The following is a 24277-nucleotide window of genomic DNA, read 5'->3' on the forward strand; positions in this document are numbered from 1 at the left end:
TTGTCAGCGGCAAAGGCTATCAGAGGTCATACCAGCGAGCAAGTTTGTTCACAAAATTATCCAGTCACCCCCTAAAACGCCCCACTCTTGATGACATTTTATATCTAAGACTGTGAGCATAAGCCCTTTTTTTATAGTCATTTTTGCCATAATATGGCCGCGCTTAACTTTATTAAGCATCACAATTTAAATTCTCAGGGCGGGGCGCAATTCCCCACCGGCGGTAAATCGAGGCGACTAAATGCGCCAAGATGAGCCCGCGAGCGCTCGATATTTTTCGAGGTCAGCAGATCTGGTGACTTAGGCCATGTTTTCACATGAAGTACGCCTAACAGTCCAGAGCCGACGGTTATAGTCCGGATGAAAGAGAATAGAAAACACCACTACTTAGGTATGCTGGTGCATTTCGTTTGGCGTAAAGCCACTCTTCAAAGCCCTGATTCTGGTATTTTTTTAGGAGTAAACCATGAATCAGCTAACACTACTTTCGCCATTTGGTGATCCAATCGAACGTGTTGAAAAAGCCTTAGCCGCCTTACGATTAGGTAACGGTGTGTTATTACTCGATGATGAAGATCGTGAAAACGAAGGTGACATCATTTATTCAGCCGAGCACTTAACCGCAAAACAAATGGCATTAATGATCCGCGAATGCAGCGGCATTGTGTGTTTATGTTTAACGGACGAGCAAGCCAACAAACTTGAACTGCCGCCAATGGTGCAAGACAATAACAGTGCTAACCAAACTGCTTTTACGGTTTCAATTGAAGCTAAAGAAGGAGTGACTACAGGCGTTTCAGCTCAAGATCGAGTAACGACAGTAAAAACGGCTACAGCAGTAAATGCGAAAGCCAGCGACCTCGCTCGTCCGGGACATGTATTTCCACTGCGCGCGCGTGCAGGTGGCGTTATGGCTCGCCGTGGTCACACTGAAGGCACGGTTGATTTAATGCAAATGGCCGGTTTATCTCCTGCAGGTGTTTTGTGTGAAGTAACGAACGAAGACGGCACTATGGCCAAAGCGCCTGAAATTGTCGCCTTTGGTTTAAAGCACAATATGCCAGTATTGACCATTGAAGATATGGTGATGTATCGCTTGCAATATGATTTGAAATTAGCCTAAGGCTTGTTTATAAAGAGCATCTATTTCAAAGCTCTGTTATAAATAAAATTGTAAAAAGAGACGAATATACGTCTCTTTTTAATTTTCAGCTTTATAAGTTATTCACAAACGCTTGATAGCGGCTCATCGCGTGAGCGTTATCTAGCATTCCTTGGTGACCAGTATTTGGCACCATAATTAACGCTTTAACCTCTGACTGACTCGCATCAAATAATTTTTCAGACAACTCTGCTGGTACTTGATCATCATTCTCTGCGCCAATGACCAGTAATGGGCCTTGGTAGTATTGCGCTACCACTTGCTCATTATCTGCTTTACGGAAATCTTCAGGCATTTCGATACGGGTAAATAATAGATACCAAGGTGTTTTCTCATCAATCCAATCATCAACATTGGTGGCTGAGCCTTGTAATACTAATGCGTCGACACTATTGGTTTTTACTAATTGCGCAGCAATGAAACTGCCTAGAGAATAACCATGCACAATGACTTTATTTGTTGGGTAATGCTGGTGTAAATAGTCAAGTTGCAACTGTGCATCGGCGATTAAATTTTCAATTCTAGGCTGACCTTCACTGGCCCCTAATCCACGACGATCAACAATGAAAATGTCGGTATTGAGTTCTGATAGTCTGGTTAATATTGATAAACTGTCAGGCTCAATTTTCATGCCGTTACCTTGGAAAAATATCAAGGTCGTATCACTTTTAGGGTTATCGATGTAAAAGCCTTTCAACCTGACTTGTTCGCTGGCATCAATACTCACTGGCGTAATGGTATTGTTAGGCATGACTTGCTGTAATTGATCAACAAAATCAGTTTTATAGGCGGCTGGTTGCTCATCACTAACAATAAACGTATCTTCACTGATCCTTATGGTACAAGCGGTTGTCATCAATATCATGCAGCCAACTACGGCCCCAGAGAATATATTTTTAATCAAACTTTTCATCTCATCTTCCTTTATAAAAAACGGTCTAGGTTTCATCCTGATACAGTAAAATATCACCCGGTGAACACGCTAAATGCTGGCAAATCGCATCTAACGTCGAAAACCGGATAGCTTTAGCGCGGCCACTTCTCAGCACCGATAGATTTTGTGGCGTAATCCCAACGAGTTCAGCCAGTTCAGTTGACTTCATTTTCCGTTTTGCCAACATCACATCGAGTTCAATAATTATGGCCATTAAATTGTCAGATCTGCCTCTTGTTGTAATTCAGTCGCATGCTTCATCACCCATGCGATGCAATAAAAAACTAGCCCGAACAAGGCAAACTTAAGTTCATAACTACCAAGGCTAAAGTAAATCGGCACTGCACTACTGAGACCGCTAAAGTGCAGTACAGAAGCCACAATCATCGGGTAAAACAGGCTCAATACAATCCACCAAACAAATACCAGCGCGATATGACGTAAGCAACGGAAGTTGTTTTTTGTGAACACTAAGCCTTGCTGATAAAGGTCAAATAACTGATATAGAAAAGTATAAATAAGTAAGTAGGGTAAAATTTCGACGCTACCTAATATCACTCCAGCATGAAAACCTTCAGCATAAAGTGTCTCGGCTAGGATTTTCCACGGCGCACCAAAGTCGACAGCCAGGTAACTGTTAAACCAGCCCCACCAGTCGATCGTCATTACGTATTCGCCTTCTCGAAACTCACCAAATACCATAGTGGCGCCATAACTACTGATTTGTAGCAAGGCTAAAAATATAATAAGTAATTTAATCCATTTACTAAGTAAAACTATTCTATCCATGATTAATTTAGGGTCGGCTAAAGTTAATTAAACGTTAACAGAATTAATAATTAACAGCAACTAATTACCGTTAAACGATAATTACCTCTGTTGATTAGATAATGATAAAAATTGATTTATAAGCTGCAGTCATAAAAAAACCGACAGTAATATGTCGGCCAATTAGATGAACTCTAAATCATGCTTACAAGTCGATAAATAACTGGTTTAAAAGCTGTTTAATTTTCGGATCATTATCTTCAAACTTAATACCTACATTGACTTTGCCATTTTCAAAACGGCTATTACATACTTTGGCTGGTATGGTGATATTCGTGTCATTGGCGTTGCGAATATTAACGAAAATGTCTTTCTCGTTAACTTTTAGGTTTTCATTGTCGGTCTTAAACAAGAAGCCACATCCCTTGGCAGAAATATCAGCAATAATCCCTTTGAGTTCAGAGCCGAGCTTACCTTCACTGTCTTCTCTTGCCTGTATTGAAGACGGTAAATGGGTCACAAAGCGTTGATGGGTGCGTAATTGACGATTCTCAATTTCTTTGGGATAGGTGAGAAATATGAATTTTTCAGGAAATTTAGTGATGTTTCTAATGGTGGTTTTAAATGCAAAACACTCACCTTGCTGGCCTTCCAACAAATAACGCACGACCACACCATTACCATGAGCAAAAACATCTTGATGGTTATTCATCTGAAGCGGAGCTGGATGTTTGAGAATAATATACTTACCAATCTCGTAGCCCACTAACGTGGCTTTAGTTCTAAATTTAACCGGGGAGTTTATTTGTAGATCAACCAAATTACCTGGCATTAAACTAAAAAATATTTGTTCAACTTGTGCGGTCAAAATACGATTCCATTCTAATTTTTATCAGCAACATTCTAGTGCATTCACAACAATAAATTAAGCATATTTAGTGACTTAAAATGAAACTGTGTGATCTTTAAATAATAAAAAGGTGCCCTAAGACACCCTTGAAATAGTCATAACTCTCGCAAGCTTAACTCACTAGGCGTTTATACCTGAATGACGCAATAGTGCATCGGTATTAGGTTCACGACCCATAAAGCGTACAAATAAGGTCATTGGCTCTTCACTGCCACCCATTTCTAAGATGTTATTTAAGAAGCTTTTACCGGTTTCAGGGTTAAAAATACCTTCGTCTTCAAAACGAGAAAACGCATCTGCCGATAATACTTCAGCCCATTTATAGCTGTAGTAACCCGCGGCATAACCACCAGCAAAAATGTGCGCAAAACCATGTTGAAAACGATTAAATGCAGGTGGAACATTCACTGCAACTTGGCTACGAACTTCATCTAAAATCCCCTGAATATCTGCGCCTTTAGCTGCATCAAACTCATGGTGCATTCTAAAATCAAACAATGAGAACTCAAGTTGGCGTAACATCATCATCCCAGATTGAAAGTTCTTTGCTGCCAGCATTTTATCCAATAAAGCTTTTGGTAATGGCTCGCCGGTTTCAAAATGACCTGAAATTTTCGCTAATGCCTCTTCTTGCCAGCACCAGTTTTCCATAAACTGACTTGGCAGCTCTACCGCATCCCAAGGCACACCATCGATTCCTGATACGCCGCCCACTTCAATTTGAGTCAGCATATGGTGAATACCATGACCAAATTCATGGAATAAGGTGGTCACTTCATCATGGGTGAATAAAGCAGGTTTACCGTCCACTGGGCCATTAAAGTTACAGGTTAAATAGGCCACAGGCTTTTGCAAACCTGTGGATGTAACGCGGCGACCACGACAGTCATCCATCCAAGCGCCGCCGCGTTTGCCGCTGCGAGCATATAAATCTAGGTAGAAACTGCCACGATGGACTTTATCAGCATCATAAATGTGGAAGAAACGCACATCATCATGCCACTTATCAAACTCATGTTGCTCTTCAATGGTTAAGCCAAACAGGCGTGACACTGTGTAGAACAAGCCTGATAGCACTGTGTTTTCAGGAAAATATGGACGTAGTAGTTCTTGAGAAACTTCGTACTTGTGGTGCTGTAATTTTTCTGCGTAGAAACTTAAATCCCACGATGCCATTTCAGTCACATCATAATGCTCTTTAGCGAAAGCTTTTAACTCAGCAAGTTCAGCTTTGGCTTGATCTTTTGAGCGTAGGGCTAATTCATTTAAAAATGACAATACTTGGCTAGGATCATTGGCCATTTTAGTTGCTAAAGATTTATCAGCATAGCTGTCAAAACCCAATAGCTGGGCTAACTCATGACGCAACGCCAAGATTTCGTCCATATTGGCACTGTTATCAAATTCGCCTGCATTGGGGCCTTGATCCGATGCGCGGGTGACAAATGCGCGATAGCATTCTTCACGTAATTGACGATTTTCGCTGTAGGTCATTACCGGTAAATATGAAGGGAAATCTAGCGTAAATAACCAGCCTTGTAGCTCTTTGGCCTCTGCCATTGCTTTAGCTGCCGCAATAGCTGAATCAGGTAAACCCGCTAATTCAGTGTCATCGGTAATCAGCTTAGTCCATGCTTGGGTTGCATCAAGCAGTTGATTTGAAAAATTACTGGTAAGCTCTGATAGGCGTTTTACTATTTCGCCATAGCGCAGTTTTTGCTCATCATTTAAGCCAATACCCGATAACTCAAAGTCACGTAAACTATGGGTCAGTAAGGTTTGCTGCGGGGTAGTAAGCTTTGCAAAACCGTCAGATTGTTGCAATGATTTATAAGCTTGGTATAACCCTTGGTGCTGACCCACAAAAGTGCCATATTCAGATAATAACGGTAAGCATGCATCGTGCGCTTCGCGCCATTCATCAGTGCTAACCACTGAGTTCATGTGTGATACTGGCGACCAAATTTTGCTTAATTGATCGTCCACTTCTTCAAGGGGGGCAATTAAGTTTTCCCAAGTGTAAACAGAGTTATTGCTTAGCACTTGTTCAATTTTACTTCGACAAGTTGCAATAGCCTGCTCAACTGCTGGCTGGATATGCTCCGCTTTGATTTTCGAAAACTGCGGCAGTTCAGTGTCACTTAGCAATGGGTTGCTCATCTTTGATTCCTCGGGAAGTCGATTCAATATCACCTTCATTGTTAATAGGGGTTAAAGTGGCGAATTTCAAGGGTAAGCAATCATCATAAGCAGGATAAAAGCATCATAGTGACCAACCATTGTTAACCCCTAAGTGCATTAACTAAATGCCAGCAGCGCAATTATCACTCACTAACTGAAAGCCAACACAATAACTGTGAATAAGATCTCAACCTCAGTCAGCCACTTTTTATAAACAAATATTCGACAAGCTGATCACAAATCGTACTCGTTATCATTTTTATTTGAGAAAGTTAATGTATTCTCATTAAAAATTAATTCCTTTTGAGTCTGATACTAAATATGAAACCAACATTGTCATTGTTAGCTGTATCCCTATTGAGTATTTCCCCTTTTATGTCAGCAGCGAATGCCAGTGATGTTGCTGTCGCAGTTGATTTAGGTTGGGACTCAAAATACATCTCAGAAGGGCGTAATAACCTTGAAGATGGCGGCATCTATTGGGCTGGCGCAGCCATAGAAACGGGCAATCTAACCACTTATGCAGTTGTTGGCCGTGGTGACAGTGTTCATTACACTGAATGGAACTTTGGTGTTGAATATAGTTTGCAGCTCCATGATGACTTAGAAACCTTAATCGGCTACCAACGGCTTGAGTTTTATGGTGATGAGCGCGCAAACGATAATGAATTATTTGCTGAAATTGCCTATATCGGCGTGCCTTGGTTAATTCCTTCACTGGCTTATACCTTTGCCACCGAGGCCAGTGGTTATTTTGTTGAACTGAGTTTACATAGCCCCTGGCAAATCAGTGAACGTTTCTCTGTTACGCCCTATGTGACTCAAGGATTTGATTTTCGCTATGCCAGCCAAGACAACGATGGTGCCAATCATTTTCAGTTCGGAGTTGAAGCGGGTTATGAAATCAGCTCAGAAATTGCTATTAGCGCCCATGTTAGTCACTCGATTGCAATGGAAGATATTAAGCAGCAAGCCCGCAATGAAGGCGTCACGGGCAGTTTAGATCAAACTTATGCAGGGGTTAATTTAAGCTTTAGTTTCTAAACCTTTAGTTTCTAAACCTTTATAAAAATAGCGTAAAAAACGCCATAGATTTATGGCGAAAGTCTACCGCATATTCTAAGCTAAGCGGGTGAACCATGACTCACTTGAAGCAAAGGAATGCTTATGACCATATTGAAAGGGATTTTCCCGCTTATTTTTGTGTTTATAATTAGCCAAATAGCGCCATTATTTATGACCATTGACTCACCTCAGGCCAACGAATTTGAGCAATTAGTCAGTAAACCGGCCAGCGAGAACAAGCAACCCAACCAAGCATCACTATCAATGAAGTCATTGCCGATGAATGTGATACTTGATCATCAAGGTCAAGCAATCGAGCTACCCGCCACACAATCAGCGCTGGACTATTCTGCTGATGAGATGCTGCTAGAACCGTCGTCTACTCAGCAAGCAGTAAAGCGTGATACAAGCACCGCAAACAATAAAAAAGCCACCAGCAAAAATAAACCGCTCAGACTAGCAAAAAAGACCGCTAACGACCCCAGTTGTCGCTGGCTAGGTAATCGGATTAAACAACTGAGGGTGCAATTAAAAAGGCACTACTCAGAACATGTTGAAACTGAGCTATCTCATCGACAAACTGAGTGGGATTGCTTGCAATGCTCAACCTCAGGCCCAAGCCAAGAGCAATACTCCCAATGTCAGTATCGGCGCTAAACAAACCATAAAAACTTTTTAGCCACCGTAAAACCAATTCCCGACTTAAGCGGCCTAGGAGACTAGCTTGTGGCTGAATTCCGCCCTACAATGGCTGCAAATGAAATATTCTTATCCTAAGAAACCACTTGTTCGAGGTAAAAACCTCCAAATAACAAGCTGTAAAAATACAATTAGAGAGGGTTAACATGGCTCAACATTTTGACTATATCTGCCTAGGCGCAGGTAGTGGCGGTATCGCTTCAGCAAACCGTGCCGCACAGCGCGGCGCCAAGGTATTAGTAATTGAAGCCAAGCATGTTGGCGGTACCTGTGTAAATGTGGGTTGTGTACCTAAAAAAGTCATGTGGTACGGTGCTCATGTCGCTGAAGCCATGAACCTATATGCAAAAGATTATGGTTTTGATGTTACGGTAAATAAGTTTGACTGGAATACCTTAGTTGATAATCGCGAAGCATATATTAGCCGTATTCACGATGCCTATGGGCGCGGCTTTGCTAACAATAAAGTCACCTTAGTAAATGGTTACGGTCGCTTCATTAACAGTAACACTATTGAAGTGAACGGCGAGCAATACACCGCTGACCATATTACTATTGCCACTGGCGGCGCGCCGACTATTCCTAACATTCCTGGTGCTGAATACGGTATTGACTCTGACGGTTTCTTTGCTTTACGTGAACAACCTAAACGCGTTGCTGTTGTTGGTGCTGGTTACATTGCGGTAGAAGTTGCTGGTGTATTACACGCCCTTGGCAGCGAAACCCATTTATTAGTGCGCAAACACGCCCCGCTACGTAATTTCGACCCTATTTTAATTGAAACCTTAGTTGAAGCAATGGCAACTGATGGCCCTAAACTTCACACTCATAGTATTCCAAAATCAGTGACTAAAAATACTGATGGCAGCTTAACGTTAGAGCTTGAAAACGGTGAGTCACTCACGATTGATTGCTTAATTTGGGCCATTGGTCGCAGCCCATCAACTGGCAACATTGGTCTAGAAAATACTGATGTCACCCTAAACCCTAAAGGTTACGTGGTTACCGATGCACAGCAGAATACCACCGCAAAAGGTATTTATTGTGTTGGTGACATCATGGAAGGCGGTGTTGAACTGACGCCAGTTGCAGTTAAAGCTGGGCGCTTATTATCAGAGCGTCTATTTAACGGCATGACAGATGCCAAAATGGATTACTCGGTTATTCCTACCGTGGTATTCAGCCACCCGCCAATTGGCACTATGGGCTTAACTGAACCAGAAGCTATTGAGCAATATGGTGAAGCCAACGTTAAGGTATACAGCTCAGGCTTTACCTCTATGTACACAGCGGTTACCGCCCATCGTCAAGCTTGTAAAATGAAGCTGATTTGCGCTGGCGACACGGAAGTGGTTGTGGGGATTCACGGTATCGGTTTTGGTATGGATGAAATCTTACAAGGTTTCGGCGTAGCCATGAAAATGGGCGCAACTAAAGCTGACTTTGACGCCGTGGTAGCGATTCATCCAACTGGTGCTGAAGAGTTTGTTACCATGAGATAAGTCATCGTTAAATAATGATTTAAAGCAAAGCGAGAAGTCATTTCTCGCTTTTTTATCGCTTTTTTTAACTACAAAATCAAAATCGCTTATTTTTGACAGCTTAATGTGCAGTATGCACTTTGGTTTTCAGCCAGCTTTTAAAATCTTTTTCTGTGGGGATACGTTTTGCTGAGTGACCTAGCAATTGCGTTAACGCATAACTAAATTGATGATACAGCTTAGGGTCATCATGTTGCTTATGGCCATCATCGATATTAATTACTGCGCCGCGTAAGTAATTCATCACCAACTCAACCCGGTCAAAGCCTGCCACTTCACCTATTTCACGTATGGTATTTTCATTCCAGCGATAAGACTCAGCGGTCAATTTCTCATAACGTTGACGATAATAATCGCTGCAATTATTCAGTAGAGTTTCATTGGGCAGAACCCGCTCAATGACAAAATGTTGCTCAGATAAAATACTAAACAAACGCTGGCAGTGATGGAAAATAAAACGTTGATAGGGATCGGGGTACATTGCTGTATCTGACTCAATTTGCGCTAACCACTGCTCGAACTGGGCACAGCCAACTGCCACTATCAAATCAGCCTCAGTGGTGAAGTGATTGTAGATTGTCCCTTTGGATATTTGACTTGCTTTCACCAAGTGAGAACGGCATAAATCAAAGATTTTATGTCCTTTTAAGCACCTTTGAGAAACCTCAACTAAATAGTCTCCCCGCTGATCCCAACTGCTCATCCTGACCTCGGTATACTTTATGTAAATTTATTGTTTCAACTTCACATTCAAACAATAACAAGCTTTAAGGAAACCCTATACTGAGTAATACTAATACCACTATGAACAATTGTAATAGCCAATGTTAAAAGTTGAATTGTTAGAAAGTTTTATTGCGGTTGCCGAGTGTGGCAATTTATCTAAAGCTGCAGAAAAAATTTGCCGCACCCAATCAGCTTTAAGCCTACAAATCAAAAAGCTTGAAGAAAGTGTCGGTCAAACTTTGCTACTTAGAGATAACAAAGGGGTGTCACTGACTGAATCCGGTGAAACCCTACTTAATTACGCCTATAAGATGATCCAACTCAATTCACAAATATTGGATGAACTTAAAGATAATTCCAACAAACAAACTATTCGCTTTGGCGTCCCAACTGATTACATTAAACGTTATTTAAATAGTTGTTTATTAGAATTTATTCGTGAATTTACCCGCATTGAATTAGTGATCGATACCGATGTTAGCGGCAACTTATATAAGCGGCTGCAACAGGGTGAATTTGATGTGATTGTGGCCACCCACTGGCAGGCTCCCGTTAATGGTGAGTTGTTATTTGAACGCCAATTTCATTGGGTCGCAGCTAAAAATGGCAATGCCCATTTGCACAGTACCATTCCAATGGCGCTGTATCCTGAAAACTGCCCAATTCGAGCGCAAGTTTTTGCTAATCATCAATTATCGATGCGACCAATCAATGTATTGCTGTCTTCACCCTCACCTAATGCGCTGTGCATGGCGGTGGAAAATGACTTAGCCATTGCCCCTATTGCTGAATTTCGCATTAACGATAAGATGCAAATATTGGATCCCATTGAACACGGTTTACCGCCATTGCCGGTATTTAATGAGTCTGTATACGTTAATCCAGAAACTCAAAGCCCTATCACGGAGCAATTAGTCAACTTGATCAAAGCCAATGTCGTATCACTGGCATCTGCAAAGGTTTAACCCTCTCTTAAAACGTCTTTTTAAACACCTGCTACCGAAATAAAAACATAAAAAAGGAGCGATAAACGCTCCTTTTGTTTGGGGTAAAAAATAACTCTACACTTACTCTTTATGCTTATCGTACTCAAAAGTATGACAATTACTGCACATAGGCTTTTTCGCTTTATGCTCACTGTGACACTCTTGGCAAGGTAACTCTTTGCCATAATGAAGATTATTGTGTGGGTTCTGCCACTTATCTTCTTCACTACGGGCTGTTTGCTCCGCTAAGTCATCAACATTGTGGCAAGATAGACACGATTCATCAGATGGAAATTGCTTCATGCCTTGGTCATGGCACGCTTTACAATCTTTACCGATAACGTCTTTATGGTAGTCACGTATTTCTACTGCTTGAGCTGATAAGCTGGCGAAACTAAGCATAGCCAGTGCAAGCATAATCTTTAATGTTTTCATCAATAATTCCTCTTGTTTACTTGCTATGTTAAGCATTCATCATGCTACGAGCGGCAGTCATACCCATCACCATACATTCAGGTATCGAACAACTTCCTAAACGGCTGACCCCATGGATCCCACCACACACTTCACCTGCAGCAAATAAACCTGTTATCGCTTGTCCTGTGAAACTGTCTTTCACTTCAGCTTTAGTAGTAATTTGCACTCCACCTTGGCAGTAATGCACTTTTGGCCATAAACGCACCACGGTAAATGGTGCTTCAATGTACTTACCAGCAGCCTTGGTCATGTTCTTACCAAACTGCTTATCCTCACCAGATTTAACATATTGATTATATTCTTTAATCTGCGCTTTGAGTGCTTTAAGTGGCACATTGAAATGGGTCGCTAATTCATCAACCGACTCAAACTTCCAACCGACGTTATACTTAATCACCTTCTTGGTATTTGGATGCTTTTTAGAATCCTTATAGCTGGTGATCAGCAATGGAGGATATGGATTACCTTGCTCGTCACGACAACTTAACTCAGCATCGGCGCGTGTTTTACGGTCCGCAATTTCATTCATGAAACGCTTACCGGTTAAGCGGTTTACCGCCATTGAATGTGGGAAATTATAAATTGAGTAGTTAGACACATAGCCAAAACCCCCTTCATCAGGAGATGCCCATGGGCCAGATTGAATATGAGCTAAATGAACTGGCACCGCGCCTAAGCGGAACATTTCGTACATGCCTTCACCTGTTGCGCCGGGTGCGTTGGTACAACCCACTTCAGCAGTAAGTGTTGGATCTTGCGCCATACGTAAATTAACATTTTGAGCAAAACCACCAGTGGCCATGATCACCCCACGTTTCGCTCTCACATTAATCACTTTGCCTGGTTGGTCTTCTTCAAAGTGATAGTTTTGACGCATTTTAACGCCTAATACTTCACCTTTTTCACCGACTAAGAAGCCTTCAAACTTCGAACGGTTGTGGGTGTTAACACCTAACTCGCGGCATTTTTTAAGTAATGGCTGAGTGATCCCCGCGCCGCAACTTACGGTTGTTTGATAAGTACGAGCTACTGAGTGACCACCAAGTTGTTGTAAATAAGGATGATATTCAGAACCTGCATCTAAGGTCATTTGCAGTGCTTCAACAGCATGCTCTGCTACATGACGTAACAAGGCTTCATCTGCAATACCACGACCTGCTTTCATTTGATCGGCCACCATGCGCTCAACTGAATCGTCAACGCCTTCTTGTTGCTGCATTGGCGTTCCCGGCGCAGCAAACAGACCGCCATTAATGGCGGAGTTACCACCAAAGTAGGACATCTTTTCAAAAATATGCACATCTTTGGCGCCAAGCTTTTTCGCTTCGATTGCTGCTGCTAATCCGGCAAAGCCCGAACCAATAATCACAATTTCAAATTCTTCATCCCACTTAACACCTGCAGCTTTTTCTGATACTGCCATCGCAGGAGCAACCATTGCCGCGCCAGCTGCTACGCCTAAACCCGTGATAAATTTACGGCGTCCCAATAAGTCTATTTTAGTCATCGGTCATCACCCTTTTGTTTTGATTGACACCGATATAATAGAACTGGAATCGATTCCAAAATGGGAACCAATGTTAAATTATGTCGAAAGTGGTTACTTTTATGTCACTAATCAATTGTAGGTAGAGTTTTCAGGAAAAATGTAATGAGTAAATCATTTTGGAATGAGTTCCAAAAAACATAACCTTTATTTCACAGCGTACTGAACTGGGCAGCTTGTAACCAAGCTGTTAATACTAATTGTTTTTAGGTAACATTGTCTTTGAGGACGACCTCAGCAATTGCGCACAAGCCACAATTGATACCATAAGGGGACGGCCCCATCTGATAAACACAGATAGGAGCCCAACATGTTCAAACCTCATTTTATTCTCGCCATCATTACGCTATTAGTCAGTCTATTCAATCCAGCACAAGCTACTGAGCAACCATCATCCCTTTATGGCATCCACGGTATGACGTTATTTGGCGGTGAAGATGGCCTGTTTGCCTCACACTTACCCATGTACCACCAACCCCACAACGTGCAGATGATCATGCAGTTTCACTTTGTCGACATTCAAGTTGATAACGCAGTAAAAAAACGGCTGCAACAGCAGGCAACCCAGCCGCAACAACTATGGACTATTGTGCCGCAGCCATTTGATTTGATGACGCTAAAACCCACCATCGATAATGCGTTACCTCAGTTAACCATTGACGTGGTTGAAGGCCACTTTGAACGTGGTGGTGTCAGTCAATTCTTCGAGCAAGCCATTATGATTGATAAAATCATGTTGTTTTCGACCTTAGATATGCAACAAGGCCAACCAAAATCCAGCATTACTGATTATCTTAATATTGCTGCAAGCCCCACTAGCCCCAACCAGTTTTTAATTAAACGCTTAGAAAGTAGGCCTGAAGCCGACCATTTATTGCGGGTAACCAGCCATGACTTATCTGATATATCTAAAATAGCGGTAACAACAGCATCAATACATCCGTCAGTCACTGAGATCACAACCTCGCTAAATGCACAAACTAATCGGCAAGAATTACATCAAGATGATGTTATTGAGGTCTATCTTGAAACTGATGAATTACAGTAATGGCCGCATTATCACTGGCAGTGATCCAACACCACAGCGCTGAAGGCCCGGGGCGTATTCAAGACTGGTGTAACAGTCACGGCCATCAGCTCACCTGTTTTATGGCGCCTTTAGGCGCGCTGCCTAAGTTAACTAATTTTGATGGGCTAATTATTTTAGGCGGGCCTACGGATGTGACAGACAACCCGGCGTGGATGCAGGCCGAGCTTGAATTAATAAAGGATGCTATCGACATTGATATGCCGATTTTAGCCATTTGCTTAGGGGCGCAACTATTAGCCACAGCCCTGGGAGCCAGCCTGTATAAATTAGAACAGCCCGAACTCGGCTGGCATGAGGTTAAGCTGTTATCAAACGGATTAGTCGCTGAAACACTAATGGTGCCTCAATGGCATTTTTATGGGTTTGATTTTAATCAGCAAGCCCAAGAAAACAAGCCTATGAAACAAGTCAGTATTGAAGCCAGTTCAGTACTATGTCACCAGCAAGCCTTTCGCCACCAGCGTCAATTAGGGCTGCAGTTTCATCCCGAGTGGCATGAGCTACAAATACACGCCTTAATTGAACACTTTAAAGATGATTGCCCATTCGATACAGAAACTAAGCCGCTATTGCAGCAGCAATTAGCGCTGTGGTTTATGTCATTATTGGACTCAATGTTTAAGCCTAATGACCACTAAGATTTTGTCGCTAGATTCTTCATTAACGATACTAGCACTGGCTAATAGTAATGTTGGGTATTAGTGGCTTATCTTTTTTCTTTTCCTGTTTGTGTTTATACATTCGTTGATCCGCTAGTGATAAGCACTCTGATTGATTTGCTGTTTCAAAGCTTGTGGCAATACCAAAACTTAAACCTATATTCTTCCACCTAGTTCGCTGTAATTCCTGCTCTGTTTTGAGCAGTGCTACTGACAATTGCGAAATCACTGAAGCTGTTTGTTGAAGATTTGTAATTTCAGCCACCAAAATAAACTCATCACCTCCAGATCTGAAAATAGTTCCCAAACCTTGAAGTTTTTGTTGAATAAGATCGACTGTGGAAATTAATAATTTATCGCCTTCATCATGGCCAAATGTATCGTTAATCTCTTTAAAACCATCAAGATCAATAAATGTTAGACAATAGCCCCCAGTTAGCTTGGCGAGCTTTTCATTTTGAGCATAGCGATTGCCTATTTTTGTTAATGGGTCTATCCGAGAAATAGTATAACTGCGATGATAGTCCTTCTGTTTTATTTGCAACCATTCAGTCAATGATAACAAAATACAAATACAATCAATTGTTAATGCAACTTGCACAATCAATTCTGTAGAGATATTCCAATCAAGTTTTAGGGCATGAGATAAAACATAAGCAAACAGAGACAAGCCATATAACAGGTTACCTATTAAATAATATTTGGCTTTAAAATCCAAAGTGGTGAGCATAAAGATGCCTGTCCCGATACTTATTGGGATCCATACAGCTGCAATAATATGGGATATTAAGAAGCTGTTATTAAAGGATAGAAAAGGCATCAATAAGCCAAGAGTAACGCTGACTATTGATAATAAATTAAATAGCTTTGCGAATTTACTATGCTCCTGAGGGCAATTAAACAGTAGCTTAGTAAATTGACTTGCAGAAGCGATAGCAAACGGAAATATCATGATGCCAATATAAACAGGGTTAAAAGCGCTGACACTAAACAGCTGCCCGAAACTTCCAGAGGCAACAAGCCAACCTAAACCATGAAAACCAACATATCCGGCGCAGGCTAAGGTCACTAAATATCGGGTTCTGAAATAGATAAAACATGCAATTAAAGCGAGTGTAATCATCACCGAGAAAGCCATAGTATTAATGCTATTGGTAATAAATTGTTTGTTATAGAAAGCCGCTTTACTATAAATATTAACGTCTACCGGTGTGGCGAATTTTTTGGCTTGTATAAAAATCCACAGTACACCACGCTCTTGTTGACTCAACATCAGTGAGAAGGTTTGTGAATGAGCTAATTTAGGGTTTGTACCAGTTATTTGCCCAAAGCTTGCTAAAGCAACAACTTCACCTTGCTCTGACTGCCAATATGCAGTCCCTATGTCTAAGTAATTTGTATATAAATTCACAAACCGAGTGTGCTGAATATCACGACTATTGGCTAGTGGTATCCTTGCCACAAAAGCCCCGTTTCCTCCCAAGGTAGAAGTCACTTGCTTGGCATCGGCATATAAGAGCACTAGATCGGTAAATCGAGGATCTGAAATCAGGGGCGAAGTTTTATACCAGAGATTTTCCTCAACAATTTCAATTTTATCGCGTTCATCTAACGTAACATAAGGGCTAGCACTTACCGTACCAACGGCAAGTGAGATAAGAAAACAAACAAAAAGTGCGGTAATTCTTGCTATATTATTGATAAAATTTAGTCCTTTAAATTTATTTTTATTCCGCATAACATACGTGTTATTAAATTTAATTGTAGCTGCTAATTATATATTTCGTAGCGGAAACCTTTTACTTTGTTAAGCTCTAATAATGGTTTTATTCCTAATCAGTTAACTCTACGCTCTATGCCACCATGAAACGTTAGCCTGCTCAAAAATTAACAGTTAAATAAAACGCTCACAAACCAGACTATTACAACAAGCTCATCCCAAACAAAATTTGCGGTAGATCTTCACTTTCTATTATCTATTACGCTAAGCTAACTACCAACAAAATACTGAATTATAATGGAATAATATAAAAAGCTATTTTAGATGAGTACGGCTCAGTTGCCAGTTGATTACTCTTCATAACAATAATAAAAGTAAGGACACATAGAACATGTACCAGAATAAACAAGCTATCGCATTAGGAACTCTAGTATTTATGACCTTCACAGGGGTCATCATATTGATCTTAGCCTTGTGGGCTTGGCCAAAATACAACGTCTACAAAATGGAACTCAATGGACAGGCAGCGTTAAAAGAAGCCCAATGGTCAAAACAGATCCTTATTGAAGAATCCAAAGCCAGAGAACAAGCAGCTTTAATGCAAGCTAAAGCGAGAGTCACACTTGCCGAAGCAGAAGGTAAGGCGCTAATTGTTCGAGCAAAATCTGAGGACGCAGCTGATATCGAACTTGCCAAGGCTGCAGCAGAAGCCAACAAGATCATTGGTGAATCATTAAAAGATAATGAAGCTTACTTACGTTATATCTGGATAAAAGGCTTACAAGACGGCAGTGGCGAGCGGATTTATATTCCTACCGAAGCGGGAATGCCAATTTTAGAAGCTGGCAAAGCTGGAAGCTAAATAATTTGCTGTAATTTCAGTGTTCAATATACTCAAGAGAAAACAAAAAAGAGGATTATTAATCCTCTTTTTTAGGTTTAGATGCGAGCCCAAGTCTGAGCTAGTACAGTTAATTAGCCTTCGGCGCTAAAGCCTCTGAATTTTTACTACCATTTGCTGTTACTGGAGGCATATTACTTTGCTTAATTGCGCTGCGAGTTGTATCAGTTAAGAAGTTTTCACCACTCACTAAGTCATTTAACGTGCCAGATTTTGAGTCTACCAACCCAAGCTCTTGCAGCATTGAGTCTACCAGTGGTGCATTGGCACGATAATTAAGCGCTGCCGAGGTAATTTGCTCCGCCATACCTGACGTTCCTGTTGCTACGCTAGCATCGTTACCAGGCCCAGCACCATGGTAGCCTTGAAGAATCTTAATACCATCTATATTTTCTAAAGGTTTAACGGCATTAGCCACGATTTCAGGCAGTACTTTTAATATCGCGAGGGCTTTTTGCAGCTCAATTTGCTCATCTTTCAAGGTGTTTTCAGCTTCATACAAAGCTTGTTTACCAGCAGCTTCTACCGCAAACACTTTTTCATCTGCTTCGGCTCGCAGTTTCTTTGAATCTGAATCTGCCCTTGCATCAGTTAATATCGCAATGGCTCTATCTTCAGCAGCTTGTTTCTCTGCCGCAGCTTGAACTGTCACCCCGACAGCTTCTCGCTCAGCTTCTTTCTTAGCGTCAATCACTTCAATTTCTTTACGACGGTTTGCTTCAGCAACCTGTCTTGCAGTAATAACCGCTTCTTCTTTTTCCACTTTGTCTTTTTCAGCACCTGCAGCTTTGGCTCTTGCTGCCGACTCTTCTTCTGACTTCACTGCGACTGCAATTTGTTTTTCTTGTTCAGACACTTCAATGTCGCGTTGTTGTTGAATTTGTGCCTGAGCAAGCGTCCTTTTCTTATCAATCTGACGAGTTTCAATGTCTTTTGATTTCTCAATTTCAGCGGCTTCAATGGCTTGTTCTTTTGCAATTTCAGCTTCACGCTCTTCACGCTCATTACTCTCACGGGTTTTGGCAATTTCAGCTTTTTGATCCGCACGTTTAAAAGCAATTATTTGCTCTTGGTTTAGGCGTGCTTCCTCTTCTTCTTTTTTAATTTCTAGAGATTGGCGCTCAGCTTCTAAGTTTCTGCGCTGGATTTTTACGCGGTTTTCTTGTTCAATATCATTGGTTTCTTTACGTTTTTCTTCAATGATTTTAGCCAGTCTTGCGCGGCCTTCAGCATCAAAGGCATTATTTTCATTAAAGAATTGCAGGTCAGTTTGGTCAAATCCTGTTAGTGATACTGACTCCAGTTCTAAACCATTTTTCTCTAGATCATTAGCAACACTTTGTTGTACTTTTTGCACAAAATCAGTTCGTTGTTCATGCATTTCGGTCATGGTCATTTCAGCAGCAACGGCGCGTAGTACATCAACGAATTTGGACTCCATTAGCTTCTTAAGCTCTTCCACACGCATGGTTCTTGTACCCAGCGTTTGCGCTGCCATAGAAATGCCTTCTTGGCTTGGGGCCACACGCAAATAAAAATCTGCTTTAACGTCCACTCGCATTCTGTCTTTGGTGATCAACGCATCTTTTTGGGTTTTCTCGACTTCAATACGTAAGGTATTCATATTGACTGGAATGGTTTCATGCAACACAGGTAGGCAAATAGTACCGCCGTCTTTTACGACTTTTTCGCCACCAAAACCGGTACGTACAAAGGCAATTTCTTTTGAGGCGCGAATGTATAATTTAGCGAAGATTAATCCGATGGTGATAAAAGCAAGGACTGCTATACCGGCCATGATTAAGATAAACATGGTATTTGAACTTGAAGATATTTCTAGGGCGTCCATTTCTATTCCTTTAATAATTACAAATGATGGTTCTATCCGTGATTTAATTTTTGAAGCTTATTGATATTTCAGTGTTGAAACTTATTTCTTAAAACGGCTCAAGCCTAGCGACTAGCCAAATACTGCCAGACTTACGTAGCAATACGACCTGTTCATTTTGACTAAAGCTTTCTTCTGCGAATTCTGGCGCCACCATCACATAATGTTTCTGAGAATGTTGATCTACCAGTACCGCTTCTGCAGGACTATTTAGTTTGGCGGTGCCGACTGTAATTTTGGCTGACAGACCACTAAAACTGTCTGTAGATACCGCTAGTGACTCATTTTTAGGGAGAATTCTTGCCAAAGGTCGCCCAAGTATTGAGGTACTAAAAAGACTCGCGATCAGCACTATAGGCGTACTGATTATTGGGGAGGTTAAGTGGCCAGCATAAACGTAGCTCAAGAAATTTAAACTGTAGCCTAGGAGCGTAAAGCTGGTTAACAACAGCACTAACCAAATAAGTAATGGCAACTTATTAAGGCAAAGCCAACCCAGTAACGGCGTTAACCCTGTTTGAGCAACATCAATGCCTGCATCAAAATCTAAATCGATTGGGGATATGTGATCTAACAGGCTGGAAATACTGAAACCAATGACTAAGCCAACTCCCTCTAAAACAGCTAGGGTCAGCACTAAAGTCAATGCTATCGCATAGGGTGTATTGGCATTGATTAATAAAAATTCGAGCATAACTGTATTCCTTTACAGCAAACACCAAGCATCTAAATAGCGAATAGATGGTGTTAAATGAGGGTTTAAAGTCGTTTTGCATTAAAACACTATTAACTCTCCAAAATTCAAGATTAACAACAATATCAGAACAAAAGTATCAGAACAAAAGTATTTGTAAACAGTCACCTAATTGATTTATCACTCAAGTGAATCTGCAAGTGCTAGCTAAAGCGGTCAAATTGCCCTTTGCAGAGAATTTGACGCCTATTAACAACAGCGCTAGCTTTCTTCACACAAGGCTTTACCCGCAGCGTAGCAGCTTGGCTGGCGTGGACACACGGCGCCGCGAGAGCAAATCACCCGAGCATCATTGTCTATGCCGCGCTCAATCCAATTGATATTCAGAATTTTAGCCACACTGGTTAAATCAGCTTTGATGTGTTTTGGAATGGCCACCAAACCGCCATTATCAACACAGGCTTTCTTTAAATCGGCGGTAATGGATTTTGCATCCTTGCCTTGGGCTTCAATGGCAGGGTTGAGATCAATGCCCGCACATAGCACATGTGGATTGCCTGCAGAATCATCAACTTTGATTGATTCGCAACAGTAAATTCGCGGCTCGTTACCGACATTTAAAATCGAGATCTGCGCCGAGGTGCCATCAGTGCTAGGTTCATTAATTTTTCTAAACACTGCCCAGTGATGACATGGATCTTCAACAATGCGCATATTGCCCCACGGCAGTGGAATACCATTGCCACGATAAACCGCTTTTAGCTTTCCTGGCGCATAGGCATCAAAGTAATGCCAGTGTGGATAAGGTGACACTACCGTCATGCGGCGCATTGCCACTGATGCTGACACTTGCAGTTGTTTATGTACCGCAATTTCATAGCCATGACGGTCGAGTAATTGTCTAAATGGCACCTTGGGACATAATAAAGCGCCAGCAAAAAAGCTCGATTCAAAATCACGCCATGCATGCAAAATATCTTGAGCATTAAGGGTATTTGATTGCATTGAGCTGTCATCATCAATTTCTACCCGACGCCCTGAGGTCATCACACTTTTAAGGCCATCTTTATTGTGTAAAACACAATGGCCAATATGCACCGCCAAGTCATATTTTAATCGCGGTACATTGGCTTTCAGGGCTTTATTAATATAAATCGTCGCTGGCGGCTCAAAAAATGAGGTGGTTAATCGGGCTGAACTTGCGCCAGTTTCATCGATCACTTCTGTGGGGATTTCATCAATCCACTTGATTTTAAGCCCCATACTTTTAGCGATATTAAGCATTTCTTCAGCCGCTAGAGGCAGTTGTTTTTTACCAATATCTTCAGCGGCTCGTTCTAAATCTGGGAAGTGATTTTGATGATGCTCTTGATGGGCGCGAATAAGTAACTGGGCAAATTGCCTGCCTGATGTACCTGTTTGCGATAACATTTCTGGAATGGCAATTTGCAATATATCATTTGAAAACAAGAAACTAGGCTCAAGCGGCATGCCGCTAACACCGCCATGACGGCCTTTTTCAGGGGTGATTGACTGCTCTTCTGGCATGTCATCTAAAAACCATTCCACATCTTTTTGAAACACGGTTGCGATCACGGCCAGCATTCCTGCACTGGGGACACGTTTACCGCGCTCTATCATCGAAAGGTACGACACTGACGGCGCCGAGCTGGAATCCACTCGAATACATCGAGCGGATAAATCTTCCATGGTCAGGTGATTGCGTTTACGTAAATTACGAATCTTAGTGCCAAGGAAATGTGACTTTCTCATCAAGCTTTGATCATTGCGCATTTTGTAAAATTCACAGTGTAAAATTTTTATTGTGAAATTGTAGTGAAAAATACACTAGACTACAAATTAAGCAATCGGGAAACAGTGTTTGTTTTAACAAAACCCGTTTAAGCCAGTAAATGTTAAACCAGTACGCAGGGCATTAATTGCTGAAAACAACCAGCAAGTGCCGACATCAAACGAAGAGGATAAGGTTATGATTATGACTACTATGAACCACAACACAGCCGCTCACGACCTTAACAGCTTCATTGAAGAACAAATTGTGGCCACCAGCACTAATGCAGATAAAATCACCAACGCGAAAATATTTTTAGATAATAACTTTCCATTGGCTAGCGGGACTCATGCCGATGTAAGTAGCTACGTGATTTACTACACTCATCTGCTAGCATTTATGAAAGATGGCAGCCAATGTGGATTGCAAAATCCTTGTCAATTTGTGGCGTTAACTGGTCATAAAAGTGACCCAACATCTATCGTGTTAAAAAATAACGATACCCATGTTGAAGTGAGCTTTGACCGAAACGGTGAACTGGGTGCTAACGACCCAGCGCATATTGAAGATATTCAAGTGGCACTGCCGATTAAGAATTTACCGACACCTTACAAGCAATGGGTAAGCATGCTGCATTCACGTTGTTTACCAACTGAAGGTAACTGCAAAGTGTTTACCGCCAAAGATGGCAGTGACTACGCTATGCATCAGCGTTAATTGTTACTCTCTATATCGCTTAAGATAGCAAAAATAGCCCATTAAAAAAGTCCAAGCTGTATTCATACAACTTGGACTTTTTTGTTTCTGGCATTTGTACTAAAACTAAACTCAAGCTTTAAGCCAGATTCAAGCCACACCGAGTTTAGAGCTATGCCAGAGTTAAGTAAACCCTAAAACTCTTGGTTCATCTTTGCTAAGCAGCTTTGTAAAACCTGTAGATGTTCTGGGTCGATATTGCGGCTCAAGTCAGCCACTAAATCTAAATGTAATTGATTATGCTGGCGATGAATCACTTGCCCGGCTTCTGTTAACACCACCACTATCGAACGTCTATCATCGGGGTGAGCGCAGCGTTCAATTAGCTGAGCTTGGACTAATTTATCCACCTGAACAGTTAAGGTGCCAGTGGTTATCGCCAGCTTTTGCGCCAACTCCTTCATGCGTAAAGGACCATGATTGCCCAACACTTCAATGGTATGGGTTTGCGCCAGTGAATAGCCAGTTTCTTTTACCACCGATTGCTCCCAAGAAGCCATCTTATCGTAAAATTCAGTTAGTAAGTGATTTAGGTTTTGTAGATTTTTCATTATTTAACAGGATGAACCTCAAGGGTGAGATGATTAATTTTATCAAAATTCGCCAATAATTGTTTGTATTCAGCAATGCTTTTATCAACATGAGACTCAAGAATGATAGCCGCCGAGTAATGATCGCCACTGATTTTCCATATATGCATATCTTTGATGCTGGCAAAGGGCTGTAATGCTTGTGTTATCGCCTGACGATAATGCTGATCAATATTTTCATCCAGTAACACTGGGCTAGTTTGCTTTAATAGCCCTAAGGTCCACTTACAAATCACCACAGCGCCCACCATACCCATTACCGCATCAAGCCAGTTCCAGCCATAAAACTTACCAAAAATAAGCGCCACAATAGCCAGTACTGAGGTCAATGCATCGGCTAACACATGTAAATATGCCGCCCTTAAGTTGTGATCGTGATGCGGCTTATGTTGGTGATCATGCTGATGTTCTGCTTGCGCGGTTTCATCGCGGGAATGGTTATGTGAGTGCTGATGTGAATGATGATGTGAGTGGCTATCGGAATGAGCATGCCCGTGGGAATGATCATGGCCATGATGATGATCGCCAAGCAAGAACATGCTGACAACATTTACCGCCAAACCAATAAAGGCCACCATAATCGCTTCATTAAATTGAATATTTTGCGGATTAAACAGACGGTGAATCGACTCTGCCATCATCAATAACGCCACTACCCCAAGCACTATCGCACTGGTGTAACCACCTAATACACTGACCTTGCCAGTACCAAAGGAAAATTTATCACTGCCAGCATGTTTTCTGGCATAGCGATAAGTAAATAAGGTGATACAAAACGCCGCAGCATGTGTGCCCATGTGCCAACCATCGGCTAGTAAGGCCATTGAACCGTAAATCGTACCGGCGACAATTTCAACCACCATAGCGGTAACGGTTAAGATCAACACGTACAGGGTGCGCTTCTCACCTTTATTGTGCAACGAACTAAATTGATGATGATGTTGATTTAAAAATTTCAAAAGCCACCTTTGTTTGACAATCAAACTATTTGTCATAAATAGTATTTTGACCATCAAGCAATGTCAATATACTCGTGAACAATAAAGCTGTGATTTTAGCGGCGATTAACAACAGGTAGCCGTTGAAATGCAGCATAATTAAAAACTTTCAGTTCAATTTAATCGTGCCATGGCAATCTAGTTGTTACACTCAAGCATCGACGCTTCGGGCAGATTTGGTGACGGCTTTTACA

Annotated in this window: 23 protein-coding genes and 1 riboswitch; of the genes, 9 read left to right on the plus strand and 14 right to left on the minus strand. The window is 41.5% G+C overall.

All coding sequences use genetic code 11. The features are described 5' to 3' along the window. The first annotated feature begins 186 nt into the window (after positions 1–186). A riboswitch (FMN riboswitch) is annotated at positions 187–376 on the plus strand. Between the two features lie 90 nt (positions 377–466). Beyond that, positions 467–1123, plus strand: coding sequence for a 3,4-dihydroxy-2-butanone-4-phosphate synthase (gene ribB, locus AB4140_RS13165; RefSeq protein WP_303411445.1), 657 nt, complete (start codon positions 467–469; stop codon positions 1121–1123). Between the two features lie 91 nt (positions 1124–1214). On the opposite strand, the gene AB4140_RS13170 is transcribed toward ribB, so the two are convergent. The 5 genes from AB4140_RS13170 to prlC form a co-directional block, all read right to left on the minus strand. After that, positions 1215–2075: an alpha/beta hydrolase gene (locus AB4140_RS13170; protein WP_372001255.1), complete on the minus strand. Its 861-nt coding sequence runs from the start codon at positions 2073–2075 to the stop codon at positions 1215–1217. 25 nt (positions 2076–2100) lie between these two features. Next, the gene (locus AB4140_RS13175; protein WP_102439378.1) at positions 2101–2310 is read right to left on the minus strand and encodes a helix-turn-helix transcriptional regulator; all 210 of its coding nucleotides are present in this window, start codon (positions 2308–2310) and stop codon (positions 2101–2103) included. Continuing rightward, positions 2310–2885 (minus strand): DUF2975 domain-containing protein, encoded by a 576-nt coding sequence (locus tag AB4140_RS13180; protein WP_102475968.1) that lies wholly within the window; start codon positions 2883–2885, stop codon positions 2310–2312. The genes AB4140_RS13175 and AB4140_RS13180 overlap by 1 nt, the downstream gene beginning before the upstream one ends. Before the next feature lie 184 nt (positions 2886–3069). Continuing rightward, positions 3070–3732: a flagellar brake protein gene (locus AB4140_RS13185; protein WP_241904035.1), complete on the minus strand. Its 663-nt coding sequence runs from the start codon at positions 3730–3732 to the stop codon at positions 3070–3072. A gap of 162 nt (positions 3733–3894) precedes the next feature. Beyond that, positions 3895–5934: an oligopeptidase A gene (gene prlC, locus AB4140_RS13190; RefSeq protein ID WP_102439376.1), complete on the minus strand. Its 2040-nt coding sequence runs from the start codon at positions 5932–5934 to the stop codon at positions 3895–3897. Between the two features lie 342 nt (positions 5935–6276). On the opposite strand from prlC, the gene AB4140_RS13195 reads away from it, so the two are divergent. The 3 genes from AB4140_RS13195 to gorA all read left to right on the plus strand — a co-directional run bounded on the left by AB4140_RS13195 (position 6277) and on the right by gorA (position 9221). Further along, on the plus strand, positions 6277–6999 hold the full coding sequence (locus AB4140_RS13195) for a hypothetical protein (RefSeq protein ID WP_372001257.1): 723 nt from the start codon (positions 6277–6279) through the stop codon (positions 6997–6999). Positions 7000–7122: 123 nt separating this feature from the next. Next, positions 7123–7677, plus strand: a complete 555-nt coding sequence (locus AB4140_RS13200; protein ID WP_372001259.1) for a hypothetical protein — start codon at positions 7123–7125, stop codon at positions 7675–7677. 188 nt (positions 7678–7865) lie between these two features. Further along, on the plus strand, positions 7866–9221 hold the full coding sequence (gorA, locus tag AB4140_RS13205; RefSeq protein WP_102439373.1) for a glutathione-disulfide reductase: 1356 nt from the start codon (positions 7866–7868) through the stop codon (positions 9219–9221). 100 nt (positions 9222–9321) lie between these two features. Here gorA and AB4140_RS13210 read toward each other — a convergent pair whose 3' ends face one another. Next, positions 9322–9963, minus strand: coding sequence for a TetR/AcrR family transcriptional regulator (locus tag AB4140_RS13210; protein WP_102439372.1), 642 nt, complete (start codon positions 9961–9963; stop codon positions 9322–9324). A 121-nt stretch (positions 9964–10084) separates the two neighbouring features. On the opposite strand from AB4140_RS13210, the gene AB4140_RS13215 reads away from it, so the two are divergent. Next, positions 10085–10951 carry a LysR family transcriptional regulator gene (locus tag AB4140_RS13215; protein ID WP_372001261.1) on the plus strand — a complete coding sequence of 289 codons (867 nt, stop codon included), beginning with the start codon at positions 10085–10087 and terminating at the stop codon, positions 10949–10951. A gap of 102 nt (positions 10952–11053) precedes the next feature. On the opposite strand, the gene AB4140_RS13220 is transcribed toward AB4140_RS13215, so the two are convergent. Then, complete coding sequence (locus AB4140_RS13220; RefSeq protein WP_372001263.1) at positions 11054–11407, minus strand: cytochrome c3 family protein; 354 nt, start codon at positions 11405–11407, stop codon at positions 11054–11056. Positions 11408–11435: 28 nt separating this feature from the next. Further along, positions 11436–12956: a flavocytochrome c gene (locus AB4140_RS13225; RefSeq protein WP_102439370.1), complete on the minus strand. Its 1521-nt coding sequence runs from the start codon at positions 12954–12956 to the stop codon at positions 11436–11438. 349 nt (positions 12957–13305) lie between these two features. On the opposite strand from AB4140_RS13225, the gene AB4140_RS13230 reads away from it, so the two are divergent. Together AB4140_RS13230 and AB4140_RS13235 are read left to right on the plus strand one after the other, a co-directional pair. Continuing rightward, positions 13306–14043, plus strand: coding sequence for a hypothetical protein (locus AB4140_RS13230; RefSeq protein ID WP_372001265.1), 738 nt, complete (start codon positions 13306–13308; stop codon positions 14041–14043). Then, positions 14043–14723: a type 1 glutamine amidotransferase gene (locus AB4140_RS13235; RefSeq protein ID WP_372001267.1), complete on the plus strand. Its 681-nt coding sequence runs from the start codon at positions 14043–14045 to the stop codon at positions 14721–14723. The genes AB4140_RS13230 and AB4140_RS13235 overlap by 1 nt, the downstream gene beginning before the upstream one ends. A 31-nt stretch (positions 14724–14754) precedes the next feature. On the opposite strand, the gene AB4140_RS13240 is transcribed toward AB4140_RS13235, so the two are convergent. After that, complete coding sequence (locus AB4140_RS13240) at positions 14755–16482, minus strand: diguanylate cyclase (RefSeq protein WP_102439360.1); 1728 nt, start codon at positions 16480–16482, stop codon at positions 14755–14757. 373 nt (positions 16483–16855) lie between these two features. On the opposite strand from AB4140_RS13240, the gene AB4140_RS13245 reads away from it, so the two are divergent. After that, on the plus strand, positions 16856–17326 hold the full coding sequence (locus tag AB4140_RS13245; RefSeq protein WP_372001270.1) for a hypothetical protein: 471 nt from the start codon (positions 16856–16858) through the stop codon (positions 17324–17326). 109 nt (positions 17327–17435) lie between these two features. Here AB4140_RS13245 and AB4140_RS13250 read toward each other — a convergent pair whose 3' ends face one another. The 3 genes from AB4140_RS13250 to AB4140_RS13260 all read right to left on the minus strand — a co-directional run bounded on the left by AB4140_RS13250 (position 17436) and on the right by AB4140_RS13260 (position 21741). Beyond that, positions 17436–19214: a flotillin family protein gene (locus AB4140_RS13250; protein ID WP_102520418.1), complete on the minus strand. Its 1779-nt coding sequence runs from the start codon at positions 19212–19214 to the stop codon at positions 17436–17438. 88 nt (positions 19215–19302) lie between these two features. Then, on the minus strand, positions 19303–19947 hold the full coding sequence (locus tag AB4140_RS13255) for an OB-fold-containig protein (RefSeq protein WP_102475978.1): 645 nt from the start codon (positions 19945–19947) through the stop codon (positions 19303–19305). Between the two features lie 261 nt (positions 19948–20208). Then, a complete protein-coding gene (locus AB4140_RS13260; RefSeq protein ID WP_102475979.1) occupies positions 20209–21741 on the minus strand; it encodes a DUF3612 domain-containing protein in 1533 nt (510 codons plus the stop codon). 202 nt (positions 21742–21943) lie between these two features. Here AB4140_RS13260 and AB4140_RS13265 point away from each other — a divergent pair, with 202 nt between their 5' ends. Beyond that, positions 21944–22456 (plus strand): malate synthase, encoded by a 513-nt coding sequence (locus tag AB4140_RS13265; RefSeq protein ID WP_241901072.1) that lies wholly within the window; start codon positions 21944–21946, stop codon positions 22454–22456. Positions 22457–22629: 173 nt separating this feature from the next. Here AB4140_RS13265 and AB4140_RS13270 read toward each other — a convergent pair whose 3' ends face one another. Next, positions 22630–22974 carry a MarR family winged helix-turn-helix transcriptional regulator gene (locus AB4140_RS13270; protein ID WP_372001273.1) on the minus strand — a complete coding sequence of 115 codons (345 nt, stop codon included), beginning with the start codon at positions 22972–22974 and terminating at the stop codon, positions 22630–22632. A gap of 71 nt (positions 22975–23045) precedes the next feature. Next, positions 23046–24044: a CDF family Co(II)/Ni(II) efflux transporter DmeF gene (gene dmeF / locus AB4140_RS13275; protein WP_372001275.1), complete on the minus strand. Its 999-nt coding sequence runs from the start codon at positions 24042–24044 to the stop codon at positions 23046–23048. Between the last annotated feature and the right edge of the window lie 233 nt (positions 24045–24277).

The sequence above is a fragment of the Shewanella sp. 10N.286.51.B2 genome (genome assembly GCF_041469265.1).
Taxonomy (GTDB): Bacteria; Pseudomonadota; Gammaproteobacteria; order Enterobacterales; family Shewanellaceae; genus Shewanella.

Coding starts and splice junctions, on each gene's coding strand:
- AB4140_RS13235 (WP_372001267.1), top strand. CDS start 14,043: ATGGCCGCATTATCACTGGCAGTGATCCAACACCACAGCGCTGAAGGC.
- AB4140_RS13250 (WP_102520418.1), bottom strand. CDS start 19,214: ATGGACGCCCTAGAAATATCTTCAAGTTCAAATACCATGTTTATCTTA.
- AB4140_RS13260 (WP_102475979.1), bottom strand. CDS start 21,741: ATGCGCAATGATCAAAGCTTGATGAGAAAGTCACATTTCCTTGGCACT.
- AB4140_RS13210 (WP_102439372.1), bottom strand. CDS start 9,963: ATGAGCAGTTGGGATCAGCGGGGAGACTATTTAGTTGAGGTTTCTCAA.
- AB4140_RS13200 (WP_372001259.1), top strand. CDS start 7,123: ATGACCATATTGAAAGGGATTTTCCCGCTTATTTTTGTGTTTATAATT.
- AB4140_RS13215 (WP_372001261.1), top strand. CDS start 10,085: ATGTTAAAAGTTGAATTGTTAGAAAGTTTTATTGCGGTTGCCGAGTGT.
- AB4140_RS13170 (WP_372001255.1), bottom strand. CDS start 2,075: ATGAAAAGTTTGATTAAAAATATATTCTCTGGGGCCGTAGTTGGCTGC.
- AB4140_RS13255 (WP_102475978.1), bottom strand. CDS start 19,947: ATGCTCGAATTTTTATTAATCAATGCCAATACACCCTATGCGATAGCA.
- gorA (WP_102439373.1), top strand. CDS start 7,866: ATGGCTCAACATTTTGACTATATCTGCCTAGGCGCAGGTAGTGGCGGT.
- ribB (WP_303411445.1), top strand. CDS start 467: ATGAATCAGCTAACACTACTTTCGCCATTTGGTGATCCAATCGAACGT.
- AB4140_RS13195 (WP_372001257.1), top strand. CDS start 6,277: ATGAAACCAACATTGTCATTGTTAGCTGTATCCCTATTGAGTATTTCC.
- AB4140_RS13245 (WP_372001270.1), top strand. CDS start 16,856: ATGTACCAGAATAAACAAGCTATCGCATTAGGAACTCTAGTATTTATG.
- AB4140_RS13175 (WP_102439378.1), bottom strand. CDS start 2,310: ATGGCCATAATTATTGAACTCGATGTGATGTTGGCAAAACGGAAAATG.
- AB4140_RS13220 (WP_372001263.1), bottom strand. CDS start 11,407: ATGAAAACATTAAAGATTATGCTTGCACTGGCTATGCTTAGTTTCGCC.
- AB4140_RS13230 (WP_372001265.1), top strand. CDS start 13,306: ATGTTCAAACCTCATTTTATTCTCGCCATCATTACGCTATTAGTCAGT.
- AB4140_RS13240 (WP_102439360.1), bottom strand. CDS start 16,482: ATGCGGAATAAAAATAAATTTAAAGGACTAAATTTTATCAATAATATA.
- AB4140_RS13180 (WP_102475968.1), bottom strand. CDS start 2,885: ATGGATAGAATAGTTTTACTTAGTAAATGGATTAAATTACTTATTATA.
- prlC (WP_102439376.1), bottom strand. CDS start 5,934: ATGAGCAACCCATTGCTAAGTGACACTGAACTGCCGCAGTTTTCGAAA.
- AB4140_RS13225 (WP_102439370.1), bottom strand. CDS start 12,956: ATGACTAAAATAGACTTATTGGGACGCCGTAAATTTATCACGGGTTTA.
- AB4140_RS13265 (WP_241901072.1), top strand. CDS start 21,944: ATGACTACTATGAACCACAACACAGCCGCTCACGACCTTAACAGCTTC.